Here is a 14,850-nt window from a genome sequence, read left to right on the forward strand (position 1 = left end):
TGCAGGTATAAATTATTCAGCCGATACAAGGCAATACGCGTTGCGAGTAATATCTTTGCGCCATGCATTACGTATCGGTAGACAATTTAAGCAAAACATATGCAGACAAACCCTTATTTGAAAATATCAGTTTTCATATCAATGAGGGGGACAAAATAGCCCTGGTAGCCCTCAATGGCGCAGGCAAATCAACCCTGCTCAAGATCCTCTGCGGACAGGAAATTCCGGATGAAGGAACAGTATGGGTACATAAAGATGTAAAAGTGGTGTTGCTGGATCAGGATCCATATCTGAATGATGCCCGCACCATCCTGGAAAATATATTCAGCTATGACCACCCTATTGTGAATGCGCTGAAGCGTTATGAACAACTGACGGAAAGCGATGCCACACCTGATGAGGCAGAACTCGCTGCTGCTATACAGGAGATGGACAACCTCAATGCATGGCACTACGACAGCACGGTAAAGCAGATCTTAGGCAAGTTGAATATCCATAACCTGGACCAACAGGTAAGTAAACTGTCCGGCGGTCAGAAAAAACGTATCGCCCTGGCCAAAGTGCTGATCGATATGGATTTTGAGCACAGGCATACCCTGCTCATCATGGATGAACCGACCAACCACCTGGATGTAGGCATGATTGAATGGCTGGAACACTACCTGAGCCAGGATAAACTGACCCTGCTGCTGGTAACCCACGATCGTTACTTCCTGGACAATATCTGTACCGATATATTAGAAATAGACCAGACCAGAATATTCCATACCAAAGGCAATTACGAACGCTTCCTGGAGCAAAAGGCAATGCGTTCCGAAATAGAGCAAGCCAGCATAGACAAGGCACGCAACCGTTACCGCAAAGAACTGGAATGGATGCGCAAGCAACCTAAGGCGCGTACGACCAAGTCTAAAGCACGTGAAGATGCCTTCTATGACTGGAAAGCCCGTGCGCAGAAGAAAATACAGGAAGCACAGCTGGAACTGCAGGTCAAAATGACCCGTCTCGGCGGAAAGATACTGGAGATAAAAAAACTGTATAAATCTTTCGGAGAGAAAGTAATCCTGAAAGGCTTTGACTATACCTTCAAAAAAGGAGAACGTGTAGGCGTTGTGGGTGTAAACGGTGCCGGTAAATCTACCTTTATCAATATGCTGTTGGGCAAAGAACCGGCAGACAGTGGTAAGATCAACATCGGTGATACCATTGTATTCGGTGATTTCTCACAAGAAGGACTGGTGATCAAAGAAGATGTACGCGTCATTGAATTTGTAAAAAACATTGCAGAGTATTTCCCACTGGCAGATGGCACAAAAGTAAGCGCAGCCCAGTTCCTGGAGCGCTTCCTCTTTACCCCGCAGAAACAGTTTACCTTCATTTCCAAACTGAGCGGTGGGGAGAAAAAGCGATTACAACTGCTGTCTATCCTCTTCCGGAATCCGAACTTCCTGGTATTGGATGAACCGACCAATGACCTTGATCTTCCTACGCTGGACATTCTTGAAGATTTCCTGGCAGAATATCCTGGCTGTATCATTATCGTATCGCATGACCGTTACTTTATGGATAAGCTGGTCGATCACCTGTTTGTATTCGAAGGTAATGGCGAGATCCGCGACTTCCCGGGCAACTATTCGCAGTACCGCGAGATCGCCCGTGAAGAGCAGAAAGGGCAGTCTATGTCAGAACAGCCCCCTGTAATAGTAGAAGAAGTTACCGAAACCGTAACTCAGGCCAAACCTGCTGCACCGGCAAAGCTTTCGTTTAAAGAAAAAAGAGAACTGGATGAATTGAATAAAGCCATACCCGCACTGGAGGCCGAAAAAGCAAAACTCGAAGAAGCGATGAGCCATACGGGTATTGACTTCCAGGATTTGCAGAAAATGGGCGACCGTATTTCGGCCATTATACAGGAACTGGATGAAAAAGAAATGCGCTGGCTGGAATTGAGCGAACGTTAAATTTGAGTGCAGGCAAACCGCCTGCTTAAACATAAGACATGAAAAAAGTATATTTTTATACAAGAAAACATGCACCATATGAATCATAACTATACCCGTCTTTTTGATTGTATTGCACCGGACCGCATAGGTGATAAAGAAGTTTTACTGGCCGGAAAAAAGAATAAACAATACCAACCCCTGTCAGGGCTACAGGTGATTGACTCGGTGCATGCACTGGCCAATGGCCTGATCCGTTTAGGATTGCAGCAATTAGAGGGTACAGAAGCCCGCGAAAAGGTGGGTATTATCAGCAACAGCCGCCCGGAATGGATCATTACCGATCTTGCCGTTCAGAAAATCGGCGGCATACTGGTACCACTGTATCCCAATACTAACCTGGACGAGATCATATATATATTTAATGAGGCCGAGGTAAAGTACTGTTTTGTACATGATAAAAACATGTACAAAAAGTTGCTTAGTGTCAGGGAGCAGATACCTGGTCTGCAATATATTTACACCTACGCAGAGATAGAAGATGCCCCGCACTGGAGCGTACTACATCAGACACCCGATGCCGCGGAGCTGGCCGAAATTCAACGCAGAAGTGATGCCATTGCGGAAGAAGAGGTGACCACCATCATTTACACATCCGGTACCACAGGCAAGCCAAAAGGTGTTATGCTGACACATAAAAATATTGTCAGTAATGTAAAGAACACCGAAGAGGCGATTAATGGCATAGGCATTGAGGATAAAAAAAGCCTGAGCTTCCTGCCCCTGAACCATATTTTTGAAAAGACCGTTACCTATATTTACCTGTTCAACCGCTATTCGGTATACTATGCCGAGAGTATGGAGACCATTGCCGAAAACCTCAAAGAGGTACAGCCGGCACTGTTTGTAACCGTTCCCCGCCTGCTGGAAAAGGTGTATGAAAAGATCATGAATACCGGTAGTGCCCTGACGGGTATCAAACGCAAATTATTCTTCTGGGCTGTAGAGCTGGGTGATCAATATGATACCCGCAACCGCTCTGCATGGTACAACTTTCAGTTATCCATTGCCAACAAACTGATCTTTGATAAATGGCGTGCGGCACTGGGCGGTAAAGTAAAAGCCATCGTAGTCGGAGGGGCAGCCTGTCCGCCGAAACTGGCCCGTTTATTTTCTGCTGCACAGATTCCGATTATGGAAGGTTATGGCCTTACAGAGAGTTCACCGGTCATTGCGGTAAACCGCTATGAAGAAGAAAATCGCATGTTCCGCACCGTAGGTCCGGCCATTACCGATATCGAAATCCGTATTGCAGAAGACGGAGAGATCCTGTGTAAAGGGGACAATGTAATGCATGGCTATTATAAAAACCCGGAAGAGACCGCCAATGTAATCGTAGACGGGTGGCTGCATACCGGCGATATAGGCACCATGATCGAAGGCCGTTTCCTGAAGATCACCGATCGTAAAAAAGAACTGTTCAAGAATAGTGGTGGCAAGTATATTGCCCCGCAACCGATCGAAAATAAACTGAAAGAAAGCCGTTTTATTGAACAGGTAATGGCCGTAGGTGCCAATGAGAAATATGTCGGCGCATTAATCGTTCCTAATTTTGAACACCTGCAGAAATGGATGTTGCTGAATGGCATGAACTTTACCACCAATGCTGCGGCAGTCAAAGAAGAGGCGGTGCTGAAACATTACAAGGCAATCCTTGAGAAGTATAACAAGGAATTCAGTGCCATCGAACAGGTGAAAAAGTTTTCACTGCTGGAAAAAGAATGGACGGTAGAAGAAGGCACGATGACGCCGAAACTGAGCCTGAAACGCAAGGTTATCGTAGAGAAGTACAAAGAGCAGATCGACGATATTTACAGAAGATAAACATGCGGAAGTGTTGCCTGGGCAACACTTCTTTTATATAACCGCAGCAGTACAGCTGCATTAAAAACTGATTTTATGGCTACTGCACTCATTACCGGCGCCTCCAATGGCATAGGACTGGAACTGGCACGCATCTTTGCCCATGTGGGTATAAACCTGGTACTGGTTGCCCGTAGTACCGGCAAATTAAAAGCCCTTGAAAGCGAATTGCTGCAACAGTATCCTTCATTAAAAATATTGGTACTGACCAAAGACCTATCCCTGCCCGATGCTGCACAGGATGTATACCAGGAGCTGCATACCCAGAACATTCAGATCGATTATCTGGTGAATAATGCCGGCTTCGGAGACTTCGGATTTTTTACGGAAACAGACTGGGGCAAAGAGGCGCAGATGATCGACCTGAACATCAAAGCCCTGACACAGTTTTCTAAACTGTTCATCAAAGATATGCAGCAGCGCGGCAAAGGCAAAGTGCTGAATGTGGCCTCCACTGCGGCTTTTCAGCCGGGACCACTGATGGCCGTATACTTTGCGACCAAAGCATATGTGCTGCATTTGTCGGAAGCATTGCATAATGAGCTAAAAGGAACAGGTGTAACGGTAACCGCCTTATGTCCAGGGCCAACAGAAAGTGGCTTTGTTGATATTGCCGGAATGGGTAAAAGCAAGCTGGTCAAAGGCCGTAAGCTGCCTACCTCTGCTGTAGTTGCAGACTATGGGTTTAAGGCTATGATGCGCGGAAAGGCCGTTGCCATACATGGCGGTTTAAATAAAGCCATGGTATTTGCCCAACGCTTTACCCCACGCAGCTGGACCACGGCCATTGTTAGAAAAATACAGGGTTAATATAAGATCAATCATACCTAAAATGCAATTCATCAGAAGATCTGCACTGCTTTTCATACTCTTTTTGTTGCTCACCGGGCAAGCATTTGCATGTCTGAACGAGAGCTTAGTTAAACGTTTAAAGAATGACTTCCCTTTATATATCAACGATATTGAAGATATAGTTCCGGGGCATAGATTATTTAATGTGCTGCATTATAACAATGGTGTACAGCAGTTAAAACGATTGTATGCGGTAAATAAAGATCCCGACGTCCTTTCTGATATAGGCCTGCTGCTTATCCTGGAGCGGCGTTATGATCAGGCAATTGATCTGTACCGGAATATGGAGCAGCAATATCCGGGAAGATATGCCACGGCATCCAATATAGGTACTGCATTCGAATTAACCGGACAGAATGATAGTGCCCTGAAATGGATCAGCAGAGCCGTAGCGATAAATCCCAAATCCCACGATAGCTCAGAATGGCTGCATGTCAATATTCTGAAAGCGAAGTTAAAGGAGCCTTCTGTCATTAACAGTAACTTTCTGCTGGGTATAGATTTTGGAAAAGACAGCATGCCGCGTGCAACCCGCTTAGAAGATCCTGATACCCTGGGTAGAATATACGAAGCACTGTATTACCAGTTAAATGAACGGATAACGTTCATCAAAGGGAAAGACCCGATTGTGGCCCGGCTGCTCTTCGATATGGCCAATATTTTCCTTTATGAGAATGAGACATGGGAGGCATCAGTGTTATATCAACGTGCAAAAGAATATGGCTACAACAGCCCTTTGCTGGAGGCAAGGATGGACTATTGCAGCAAAAGACCCGATAAGGATGCGGACCTACAGCAACAGAACATTTCCAATTTCGAAATTGTCCTGCTCTCTATACTTACCGGAATAGTATTAATTCCTATTGTCTTACTTTTACGAATGAAACACTAATACATGGCTTATGTCTACCGGGCACAATGATATTATTTACCGCGAGATCCCGGCCCCACCGGAACTGAGCGACTTTGTTGACAGCATCTGGATGCTGCATAATGATACCGCAGAGCCCAAGGATGTGGTCATCCTGCCTGACGGACGCATAGATTTATTTCTTTCCCGCTCGGCGACAGAACCCTTTACAATGCGCTTAATGGGCATGAGTACGGAACCGGACCAGACAAGCATTTCTCCGCATACGCTGATGTATGCCATCAGCTTCAGGCCATTGGCTACGGAGTATGTGTTACAACAAACCGTTTCCGCAATTGTGGACTCCGCCATGGAATTGCCTGCAGGCTTCTGGGGTTTTACAGAAACAGACCTGGACGATTTTGAGGCATTTACCGTTATGGCACTTCAAAAAGTGAAAGAGCATATCGAAGCAGCAATAGATGAGCGCAAACAAAGTTTATTCCATCTAATCCATGCTGCTGCAGGAGAAGTCAGTATACAGGCCCTGTCAGACCAGGTATTCTGGAGCAGCAGGCAGATCAATCGCTATTTCACGGAGCAATATGGCTTGTCTTTAAAGACCTATTGCAGCATCCTGCGTTTCCGGGCTTCCTTTGAGCAGATCAAAGTAGGCGAATTATACCCCGATGCCCAATTCGCAGACCAGTCTCACTTCATTAAAGCAGTTAAGAAGCTGGCCGGAGTAACGCCCAAAATGTTGCAGCAAAATAAAAACGACCGATTTATACAATTTTCGACCCTGCCGCCAAAGTAGTTTTGCATTGTAAAAAATAAATACAATGCTGGTAAAAGATAAAAAAATTGCTGTTGTCGGCGGTGGTCCCGGAGGCCTTACTCTGGCGCGCTTACTGCAAATGAAAGGGGCACAGTTAAAAGTTTATGAAAGAGATGCCCACAAAGAGGTACGTGTACAGGGTGCCACACTGGACCTGCACGAGACATCCGGGCTGGAAGCCTTACGCAGAGCAGGGCTTACCGAAGCGTTCTATAAACATTACCGTCCCGAAGCAGGTAAATTACGCATTATCGATACTGCAGGTTATATTCACCATGACGAACATGATGGGACAGATTCCTTTGCAGAGGACCGTCCGGAAATAGACCGCGGACCATTACGCAATATTCTTATGGATTCCCTCCTTCCCGACACGATTGTCTGGGACAGTCAGTTCACTTCCATGCAGGAAGAAGGACAGGGTTGGTTACTGAATTTTAAAAACGGACATTCGGCTTATGCTGACCTTGTGATCGCTGCAGATGGCGCCAACTCCCGCATTCGTCCATATATAACAGACATACAACCCGTATACTCGGGCATTACGATCGTAGAGGGCACTATATATCACGCAGCCACCAATGCGCCGGATATCAATGCGCTGGTGCAAGGCGGAAAAGTATTTGCGCTGTCCGGCAACCAGTCGCTCATCCTGAGTGCAAAAGGAGACGGCAGCCTTTCATTTTATACCGGAACCGCTGAAACAGAAGACTGGCTGGAGACTTGTGGCATAGACTTCACGAACAAGCACCAGGTACATCGCTGGTTCATCAAACGGTTCTGTGACTGGAGTCCTTTCTGGCATGAATTATTTGCCAACGATGAAGTGTTTTTCATTCCCAGACCGCAATACCATTTTCCCTCCGATCAGCAGTGGATACCTAAATCAAATGTAACTATGCTCGGCGATGCCGCACACCGTATGCCACCCTATGCCGGCGAAGGCGTAAATATGGCGATGCAGGATGCTTATGAACTGGCCGAATGCCTTACCGGAAGCCAATGTACAAATATGCAGTCCGCCATAACTACATATGAAACACAGATGCGCCGGAGAGCTGCTGAAGTTACAGAGCAGACCTTATACAATACCCAAATGTTGCACAGCGAAGGGGCATTAAACAATATCCTGAAGATCATGCAGGGCGCCTGAAAATAGATTATTTTTGAACCGGTATCATTACCTTATACCGGTTCATATGTCTGAAATACTCATTACACATATCCGCAAATTCACCCGCCTGTCTGATGAAGAGGTACCTGCATTACTGGCCTTTTTCAAAGAAATTGAGGTCAGAAAAAAGGAAAACCTGCTTAAGGAGGGACAAATCTGTCGCTATAATTATTTTGTAACAGAGGGCTGCCTGCGTATGTTCTTTGTTGATGAAAAAGGCGTGGAAAAGACCGTACAATTTGGTCTTGAGCACTGGTGGATCGCGGATTACTTTTCCTTTCAGCGGCATCAACCTTCGGCATTCTGTATACAGGCCGTAGAACGTTCGGTCCTGTATGCAATAGATCTTCAGGCACAGGAGCAATTGCTGGAGCAGTTTCCGCAAATGGAACGGTATTTCCGTATGGTACACCAGACAGCACATGCTGCTTCGCAAATGAGGCTGAAATTCCTGTACGGGTACTCCAGGGAGGCGCTCTATCGCCAGTTCAGCAGCAGCTTCCCGGAATTTGTGCAGCGCATTCCACAATATTTACTGGCGTCTTACCTGGGCATTACCCCGGAATACTTGAGTGAATTAAGGGCAAAAAACATTTCTTAAACCAGTTTAATTTTTTTCTGCGCCAGGCTTCGGACTTTTGCTTTATCATATTAATCATTACAAAAAATAATAAACGATGAACAAAAGAGTTAATGTTGCTGCTTTACAACCTGCCGCTTACAAAGCGATGTTTGCCCTGGAACAGGCACTGGCCTCCGGAAGCATCAGCCCGATACACAAAGAACTGATCAAGATCAGGGCTTCACAGATCAATGGTTGTGCATTCTGCCTGGATATGCACACCAAAGATGCCCTGAAATATGGTGAAACACCTCAGCGCATTTTCTTACTGAATGCCTGGAAAGAAACGGATCTCTTCAGCGAAGAAGAAAAAGTGATCTTGGCTATTACAGAAGAAATCACTTTGATCAGCCATCATGGTCTTACCGAAGAGACATATGCTAAGGCCAGCAGCATGTTTGATGAACAATACATATCACAACTGATCATGGCGGTGGTTACGATCAATGCCTGGAACCGTATCGCCATCAGTACCCTGGCGCAGGTTCCGAAAGACTAAAAATATAATACCGTTAAAAAACAAGGGGATGATAATAATATCATCCCCTTGTTGCGTTCTAAAATTTGGTAATTTAGCCACATGACGGTACAAACTGTCAATTGATACAGCATGAACAAACTACTATTGATCGGTCTTCTATGTCTATCCCAGTTACAGGGTTACGGACAGAAGCAGGCTGCAAAGCAAACCAGCAAATCCAGTCCTTTTGTAATTGGCACTACGGAGACCATGACCTCTGCCGTACTTGGAGAGAACCGGGTCCTCAATATTTACCTTCCCGAAGGATATGATCCTAAGGCTGCAACCCGCTACCCGGTGATCTACCTGCTGGATGGCTCGGCCGATGAAGACTTTATTCATGTAGCCGGACTGGTACAGTATTGCAGTTTTGAATGGATCAAATGGCTACCAAAATCTATTGTAGTCGGCATTGCCAATATAGATCGTAAGCGGGACTTTACCTTTCCGAGCAATGTTCCGGAAGAACAGCAGAAATATCCTACTACCGGGCATTCAGATAAGTTTATTTCTTTTCTCTCCGAAGAACTGATTCCTTATATTGATGCTCATTATAAAACAGAACAGACCAAAACCATTATCGGTCAGTCATTGGGCGGCTTACTGGCTACAGAGATCCTGATGAAGCAACCGCAACTATTCAACCAGTATATCATTATCAGTCCCAGCCTGTGGTGGAACGAAGGTTCCATATTGTTGCAGCCCCCGACGCCTTTTCCGCAGGGGCAAAGTACCCGCCGCATCTATATTGGTGTAGGCAAGGAAGGCAGTACACCGGGTGCGCAGCCTGGTAATATGGAGGTGGATGCACATCTGCTGGCAGAAATCATGAGAGGAGCACATCCTGAAGCTTTGGTACATATGGATTACCTTCAGGAAGAAGACCATGCTACAGCAATGCATCAGGCACTGCTGAATGCATTTAAATGGCTGGGATCAAAACAACCTTAAACACACATTATGATGATCACGATAGCGCAAACGGAACAACTACAATCGGTACTTGACCGCTTAAAACCGCAACAGGGGCCTTTATTCGGCATCATGACTCCACAGGAAATGGTAGAGCATCTGCTTTTCTTCGTAGAGATCTCATCTGGGCTGCACCCACAGGTGCAATTCTTTTCTGATGAGCGTGCGCTGAAGAATAAGCAATACCTGATCTATTCAGAAAATGCACTTGCCCCGGGTGTTAAGATGCCTTTGATGAATGGCATGCCACAGGAACTGCAATGTAAAGATCTTGCGGAAGCTAATGCTGCATTGATTCAGGCAACCATTCAATTCAACCAGACGGCAGAAAGTCCGGATTATGTACACCCTGCCCTGGGACTGATGAGCCGTGCAGAATGGAAGATTTTTCATGATAAGCATTTCACGCACCACTTCAAACAATTCGGCCTGATCTGATATGAGCAAAACCTTACAGATACTGGCTATTATCGGTAGCGCACAAAGCAACTCTTCTAACGAGAGTATTGTTGCGGCACTGGCAGGTATGCTGCAGCCGCATAAGCTGACCATATTTCAAGATCTGAAAAGCCTGCCACACTTTGACCCGGAACAATCGGTACATAATCCTCCTGCTGAAGTGCAGCAATTAAGGGCACAGATAGAACAGGCAGATGGGATTATCATCTGTAGTCCGGAGTATATATTCAGTATTCCCTCCGGACTGAAAAACGTATTTGAATGGTGTGTGGCGACTACTGTTTTTGCTGATAAACCTACGGGCATCATCACGGCATCTGCCAGTGGACAAAAGGCGCATGAAGAGCTGCAACTGATCCTGAAGACACTGATGGCGCGGTTTACAGCCGACACTACCCTGCTGATAGCAGGAGTAAAAGGAAAGGTAAATGAGACCGGTGACATAACAGATGCTGCAACCAAAGATGCGCTGCAAACCTTGAGCAGGAAATTCCTGCACTTACTAACGTAAGCAATTTATTTTAACAGAATATTTTTTTGCGACCAGGGTCTGTATATAAAATAATACAGTATGTTTGCAACAATCATGTTGACCTCAATGCACATATCAGCTGCTACTTATTATTACTATTCTAATCGATATCGTTTGGAATAGCGGCTGCATATATATACCTCATATATTTTTCACAGACCCCGGTTCCTTACGAACCGGGGTTATTTTTTTTCATTTTTTTAAATATCTATTATGGAACGGAACAGACCATTGTCCCAGCAGTACGAACTGTACACCAGTGAAGACTTTGCCGTATGGCGCGCTTTATTTGAACGGCAAATGCACTTATTAAACCAGTACGGAAGCCATTATTATAAAGCGGCCTTAAATACAGTGGGCTTTGAGGCGGCTTCCATTCCGGACTTTAGCATAGTAAACAAGAAGCTGAAAGCTGCAACCGGCTGGCAGATCACTGTAGTACCGGGCCTGGTGCCTGCAGCAGCATTCTTTGCTTTGCTGGCCCGCCGCATATTTCCCGCCACCTGCTGGCTGCGCACTATGGCAGAACTGGATTATATCGAAGAGCCGGATATGTTTCATGATGTATTCGGACATATTCCTTTGTTGAGTCATCCTGCTTATGCCGATTTCATGCACGCCTTCGGGCAGCTAGGGTTGCGCTGGAATGATGATGAACGCAAGATGGAACTGCTGAGCCGCATTTACTGGTATACCATTGAATTTGGTCTGATCAGAGAAGACGGGCAGCCTAAGATATACGGTGCAGGAATATTATCTTCTCCCGGTGAGAGCCTGCGCAGCATGGCGCCAGATACCAAACGCAGCCCATTCCAGGTACCCGATATCCTGGATACTCCGTTCCGTACAGACGTGTTGCAGGAAGAGTACTTCGAGATTATGCACCTGGACCAGTTGACCGAGATCTTAGAGGAGGTAGCAGTTATCATGCGGCAGGATGCGAAACATTCCGTATTTTTATAATCAAATAAACAAGCAATTATGTATCAGGAATGGAAAGAGCGGGATGGTTATTTATATAAACAGTTTCGTTTCAGTGATTTCAGTCAGGCATTCGGGTTTATGACCCGGGTAGCTTTACTGGCCGAGCAGCATAATCATCATCCAAGATGGACCAATGAATGGGACACAGTAGAGATATGGCTGCGTACGCATGATGCCGGCGATGTAATATCAGAAAAAGATCATCAGCTCGCGAAGGCGATAGACCGCGTTTTAGAATAAGTATAACTGAGTATCCGCTTAAAGGAACCAAAGACAGAAATTCTGTCTTTGGTTCCTTTATAGTTATTTGCTACCTTTTGCCTTGATGCAAAAGGTACCGCCAAAAAATCAAGGCTGTATAAATCCCTGGCTAAAAATCAATGTGTCGGTCGGTCGCAAACCAGACTCGCTGCGCTCAGACAGTGGTTTGCAACTCTATCGACCGAGCCAATGATTTTATGAACGCCGGATTTATAAGGCCATTTTGAGCGATCTGTACGGTACGGATCGCTTATTGTTTTCATCACAGCGATAGCCATTTTGGAGTGGAGCTGCGATCGTTGAGCAGCGAACGCATCACACGTTAAGCTCAGACGATCAATGCACGCAACGGTACAAAATGGCGGTGCCCCGCAATCGCCTTGATGAAAACAAAGGCATTTTTGGTCCTTTTGTTGCCGGACAAAAGGACGAAGAAAAGAGTTGACTACATGGGATAGTCAGTTAAGTATAAAAAGAGCTGCTCAGGCTGCTCTTTTTATATTATATCCTTCTTGTTTTTACTTACTCCGGGGTAAGTAACCTCTTAAGGATTTTATAAACTTTCATTTCTTAACAAGAATTAATTTGTAATGCAATTTTGTTTCGGCAAATTTGTAATAACAAATAAAAATTATGTTTCACCAGACTTGCTGCCAATACTGCTGTTGTACAATGTGGGATCATCCTGCAAGCGGTATGGTTATGTAGTGCTCTGAAGTGTTCTATATAAGATGTTCCAATGCCCTTGCGTATCCCGCAGGGGCATTTTCTATTTTCTGACCTGATAAAATAAAAACAGTGGAAGTCATTTCAAGAAACAAAGCTATTTACCAGCGCAATTTCCTGGCCAACCGCATCTTTATGGACCGGCAACAAACGGCTTACTGGATCACCGAAATATTTGACTGGATGTTCACCACCCGGAAGGAGTTCCTGAGCTACAGCCAGTTTGAACAGAAAGAACTGGAGTTACACATCATATTAAGAGAACTGTTGTTGCAGGAACAATTTACGCCAGAAGAGGCTAGCAGGATCACAGAGGCTTTTTTTACCGATCTGCAGGATGTATATGCCCTACTGGCCGAAGACCTGAAAGTAGCGATCAGCTTCGATCCGGCTGCCACTTCTATGCATGAGATCCTGTTCAGCTATCCTGGCTTCTTTGCCATTGCAGTACACCGTATTTCTTATTATTTATGGCATCACCATGCACAGATCCTGGCCCGTGTATTTGCTGAAATCGCGCACAGCAAAACAGGTATCGACATACATCCGGCTGCGGTGATCGGAAAACGTTTTTTCATTGATCATGGTACAGGCATCGTGATCGGAGAAACCTGTATTATAGGCGAAGATGTAAAAATATACCAGGGGGTTACACTGGGTGCTTTAAGTGTGAGCCGGGACCTTGCACACCAAAAAAGACATCCGACGATAGAGGATCATGTGATCATCTATGCCAATGCTACAATACTGGGAGGGCATACCGTCATTGGTAAAAACAGTATTGTCGGGGGTAATGTATGGCTGACGTCTTCCCTGCCCCCGAACGCACAAATCTTCCATAAAAGCGAAACCATTATTAAAAGAAAGCCGGGCAATAAAACGGCTGTCGATTTTTCTATATAATCATCAAAAATAAAGACATTATGAAAGTACAATCCATCCTGGAGACTATTGGCAACACGCCGGTATTAAAACTCAACAAACTGTTCGGCACAGCACGTAATGTCTGGATCAAACTGGAGCGCAGTAATCCGGGCAACAGTATTAAAGATCGTATCGCATTAGCCATGATTGAAGCGGCCGAAAAGGACGGTAACCTACAGCCAAACAGTGTAATCATTGAACCCACCTCCGGCAATACAGGTATAGGACTCGCCCTGCTAGCGGCGGTAAAGGGTTATAAAGTAATCCTGGTCATGCCGGAATCGATGAGTATAGAGCGCCGCAAACTGATGGAAATTTATGGCGCTGCATTTGAATTAACGCCCAGAGAGAAAGGTATGAAAGGAGCTATAGAACGGGCACAGGAACTGGTAAATAGTACGCCAAATGCCTGGATGCCGCAACAGTTCAACAATCCTGCAAATGTAGCGGTACATAAAAACACTACGGCGCAGGAGATACTGACTGACTTCCCTGAAGGGTTGGATTACCTGATCACCGGTGTAGGTACCGGCGGCCATATTACCGGTGTCGCATCAGTATTAAAACAACACTTTCCACAGCTTAAGGTTATTGCTGTAGAACCTGTCCTGTCGCCGGTGCTGAGCGGAGGCAATCCCGGTCCGCATCCGATACAGGGAATCGGGGCTGGTTTTGTACCACAGATCTATGATCCCAAACTGATTGATGAAGTTATACAGGTAGATAAAGAGGAGGCATTTGAATATGCCCGCAAAATAGCCCGTACAGAAGGAGTGCTGGTCGGCATTTCGACCGGTGCCTCTCTGGCTGCCGTATCGCGCAAACTGGAAACCTTACCGGAAGGGGCAAGGGTGCTGACATTCAACTATGATACCGGGGAACGTTACCTATCGACAGAAGGGCTCTTCTAACGATAATTATGGGTGGTATAAGAGGGTAAACGCCGCGCCCCATAAGGCTGCGGCGTTCTTTTTTTAATTTTCTGAAAAATATGTTCCCATATTTTTTGGGAAACAATATTCTAGTATGTACATTTGCAACCCAATTAAGGAGCCCAGGTGGCGAAATTGGTAGACGCACCGTCTTCAGGTGGCGGCGCCGTAAGGTGTGATGGTTCGAATCCATTCCTGGGCACAAAAAGAGGTAATAAATCTTACGATTTATTACCTCTTTTCTTTTCTGTCAATTTACATTTTACTGCTGCTTTCTGCCCTTATACCACAAGACCTGCCGGCAAGTACCCCAACAAAAAATTTGCAGCAGCTTTGAACCG

Annotated in this window: 15 protein-coding genes and 1 tRNA gene; all 16 read left to right on the forward strand. The window is 45.6% G+C overall.

The window, feature by feature from the left end:
• The first annotated feature begins 62 nt into the window (after positions 1 to 62).
• The 16 genes from EMP01_RS11785 (at position 63) to EMP01_RS11860 (ending at position 14,711) form a co-directional block, all read left to right on the forward strand.
• Positions 63 to 1,961 (forward strand): ABC-F family ATP-binding cassette domain-containing protein, encoded by a 1,899-nt coding sequence (locus EMP01_RS11785; RefSeq protein WP_129021724.1) that lies wholly within the window; start codon positions 63 to 65, stop codon positions 1,959 to 1,961.
• Positions 1,962 to 2,039: 78 nt separating this feature from the next.
• Positions 2,040 to 3,824 carry an AMP-dependent synthetase/ligase gene (locus EMP01_RS11790; protein ID WP_129021725.1) on the forward strand — a complete coding sequence of 595 codons (1,785 nt, stop codon included), beginning with the start codon at positions 2,040 to 2,042 and terminating at the stop codon, positions 3,822 to 3,824.
• Positions 3,825 to 3,899: 75 nt separating this feature from the next.
• Positions 3,900 to 4,673, forward strand: a complete 774-nt coding sequence (locus EMP01_RS11795; RefSeq protein ID WP_129021726.1) for an SDR family NAD(P)-dependent oxidoreductase — start codon at positions 3,900 to 3,902, stop codon at positions 4,671 to 4,673.
• A gap of 22 nt (positions 4,674 to 4,695) precedes the next feature.
• Complete coding sequence (locus tag EMP01_RS11800) at positions 4,696 to 5,607, forward strand: tetratricopeptide repeat protein (RefSeq protein WP_129021727.1); 912 nt, start codon at positions 4,696 to 4,698, stop codon at positions 5,605 to 5,607.
• A 10-nt stretch (positions 5,608 to 5,617) separates the two neighbouring features.
• Positions 5,618 to 6,382 (forward strand): helix-turn-helix domain-containing protein, encoded by a 765-nt coding sequence (locus EMP01_RS11805; RefSeq protein WP_129021728.1) that lies wholly within the window; start codon positions 5,618 to 5,620, stop codon positions 6,380 to 6,382.
• Between the two features lie 25 nt (positions 6,383 to 6,407).
• Positions 6,408 to 7,556, forward strand: coding sequence for an FAD-dependent oxidoreductase (locus EMP01_RS11810; protein ID WP_129021729.1), 1,149 nt, complete (start codon positions 6,408 to 6,410; stop codon positions 7,554 to 7,556).
• A gap of 46 nt (positions 7,557 to 7,602) precedes the next feature.
• Positions 7,603 to 8,178, forward strand: a complete 576-nt coding sequence (locus tag EMP01_RS11815) for a Crp/Fnr family transcriptional regulator (protein WP_129021730.1) — start codon at positions 7,603 to 7,605, stop codon at positions 8,176 to 8,178.
• A 76-nt stretch (positions 8,179 to 8,254) separates the two neighbouring features.
• The gene (locus EMP01_RS11820; RefSeq protein ID WP_129021731.1) at positions 8,255 to 8,698 is read left to right on the forward strand and encodes a carboxymuconolactone decarboxylase family protein; all 444 of its coding nucleotides are present in this window, start codon (positions 8,255 to 8,257) and stop codon (positions 8,696 to 8,698) included.
• Positions 8,699 to 8,809: 111 nt separating this feature from the next.
• Positions 8,810 to 9,670 (forward strand): alpha/beta hydrolase, encoded by an 861-nt coding sequence (locus EMP01_RS11825; RefSeq protein ID WP_129021732.1) that lies wholly within the window; start codon positions 8,810 to 8,812, stop codon positions 9,668 to 9,670.
• Between the two features lie 9 nt (positions 9,671 to 9,679).
• Positions 9,680 to 10,129 (forward strand): DUF1569 domain-containing protein, encoded by a 450-nt coding sequence (locus EMP01_RS11830; protein WP_129021733.1) that lies wholly within the window; start codon positions 9,680 to 9,682, stop codon positions 10,127 to 10,129.
• Between the two features lies 1 nt (position 10,130).
• Positions 10,131 to 10,661, forward strand: coding sequence for an NADPH-dependent FMN reductase (locus EMP01_RS11835; RefSeq protein ID WP_129021734.1), 531 nt, complete (start codon positions 10,131 to 10,133; stop codon positions 10,659 to 10,661).
• A gap of 234 nt (positions 10,662 to 10,895) precedes the next feature.
• Positions 10,896 to 11,645: a phenylalanine 4-monooxygenase gene (locus tag EMP01_RS11840; RefSeq protein WP_129021735.1), complete on the forward strand. Its 750-nt coding sequence runs from the start codon at positions 10,896 to 10,898 to the stop codon at positions 11,643 to 11,645.
• 18 nt (positions 11,646 to 11,663) lie between these two features.
• Positions 11,664 to 11,906 (forward strand): 4a-hydroxytetrahydrobiopterin dehydratase, encoded by a 243-nt coding sequence (locus tag EMP01_RS11845; protein ID WP_129021736.1) that lies wholly within the window; start codon positions 11,664 to 11,666, stop codon positions 11,904 to 11,906.
• 819 nt (positions 11,907 to 12,725) lie between these two features.
• The gene (epsC, locus tag EMP01_RS11850; protein WP_237559532.1) at positions 12,726 to 13,556 is read left to right on the forward strand and encodes a serine O-acetyltransferase EpsC; all 831 of its coding nucleotides are present in this window, start codon (positions 12,726 to 12,728) and stop codon (positions 13,554 to 13,556) included.
• 20 nt (positions 13,557 to 13,576) lie between these two features.
• Complete coding sequence (gene cysK, locus EMP01_RS11855; RefSeq protein WP_129021737.1) at positions 13,577 to 14,488, forward strand: cysteine synthase A; 912 nt, start codon at positions 13,577 to 13,579, stop codon at positions 14,486 to 14,488.
• 141 nt (positions 14,489 to 14,629) lie between these two features.
• A tRNA-Leu gene (locus EMP01_RS11860) sits at positions 14,630 to 14,711 on the forward strand.
• Positions 14,712 to 14,850 lie beyond the last annotated feature (139 nt).

This window comes from Edaphocola flava (genome assembly GCF_004118155.1).
In the GTDB taxonomy this organism is placed as follows: Bacteria; Bacteroidota; Bacteroidia; order Chitinophagales; family Chitinophagaceae; genus Edaphocola; species Edaphocola flava.

Excerpts from the sequence above, each read along its gene's own strand:
- EMP01_RS11785 (WP_129021724.1), top strand. The coding sequence starts at position 63 with ATGCATTACGTATCGGTAGACAATTTAAGCAAAACATATGCAGACAAA.
- EMP01_RS11790 (WP_129021725.1), top strand. The coding sequence starts at position 2,040 with ATGAATCATAACTATACCCGTCTTTTTGATTGTATTGCACCGGACCGC.
- EMP01_RS11795 (WP_129021726.1), top strand. The coding sequence starts at position 3,900 with ATGGCTACTGCACTCATTACCGGCGCCTCCAATGGCATAGGACTGGAA.
- EMP01_RS11800 (WP_129021727.1), top strand. The coding sequence starts at position 4,696 with ATGCAATTCATCAGAAGATCTGCACTGCTTTTCATACTCTTTTTGTTG.
- EMP01_RS11805 (WP_129021728.1), top strand. The coding sequence starts at position 5,618 with ATGTCTACCGGGCACAATGATATTATTTACCGCGAGATCCCGGCCCCA.
- EMP01_RS11810 (WP_129021729.1), top strand. The coding sequence starts at position 6,408 with ATGCTGGTAAAAGATAAAAAAATTGCTGTTGTCGGCGGTGGTCCCGGA.
- EMP01_RS11815 (WP_129021730.1), top strand. The coding sequence starts at position 7,603 with ATGTCTGAAATACTCATTACACATATCCGCAAATTCACCCGCCTGTCT.
- EMP01_RS11820 (WP_129021731.1), top strand. The coding sequence starts at position 8,255 with ATGAACAAAAGAGTTAATGTTGCTGCTTTACAACCTGCCGCTTACAAA.
- EMP01_RS11825 (WP_129021732.1), top strand. The coding sequence starts at position 8,810 with ATGAACAAACTACTATTGATCGGTCTTCTATGTCTATCCCAGTTACAG.
- EMP01_RS11830 (WP_129021733.1), top strand. The coding sequence starts at position 9,680 with ATGATGATCACGATAGCGCAAACGGAACAACTACAATCGGTACTTGAC.
- EMP01_RS11835 (WP_129021734.1), top strand. The coding sequence starts at position 10,131 with ATGAGCAAAACCTTACAGATACTGGCTATTATCGGTAGCGCACAAAGC.
- EMP01_RS11840 (WP_129021735.1), top strand. The coding sequence starts at position 10,896 with ATGGAACGGAACAGACCATTGTCCCAGCAGTACGAACTGTACACCAGT.
- EMP01_RS11845 (WP_129021736.1), top strand. The coding sequence starts at position 11,664 with ATGTATCAGGAATGGAAAGAGCGGGATGGTTATTTATATAAACAGTTT.
- cysK (WP_129021737.1), top strand. The coding sequence starts at position 13,577 with ATGAAAGTACAATCCATCCTGGAGACTATTGGCAACACGCCGGTATTA.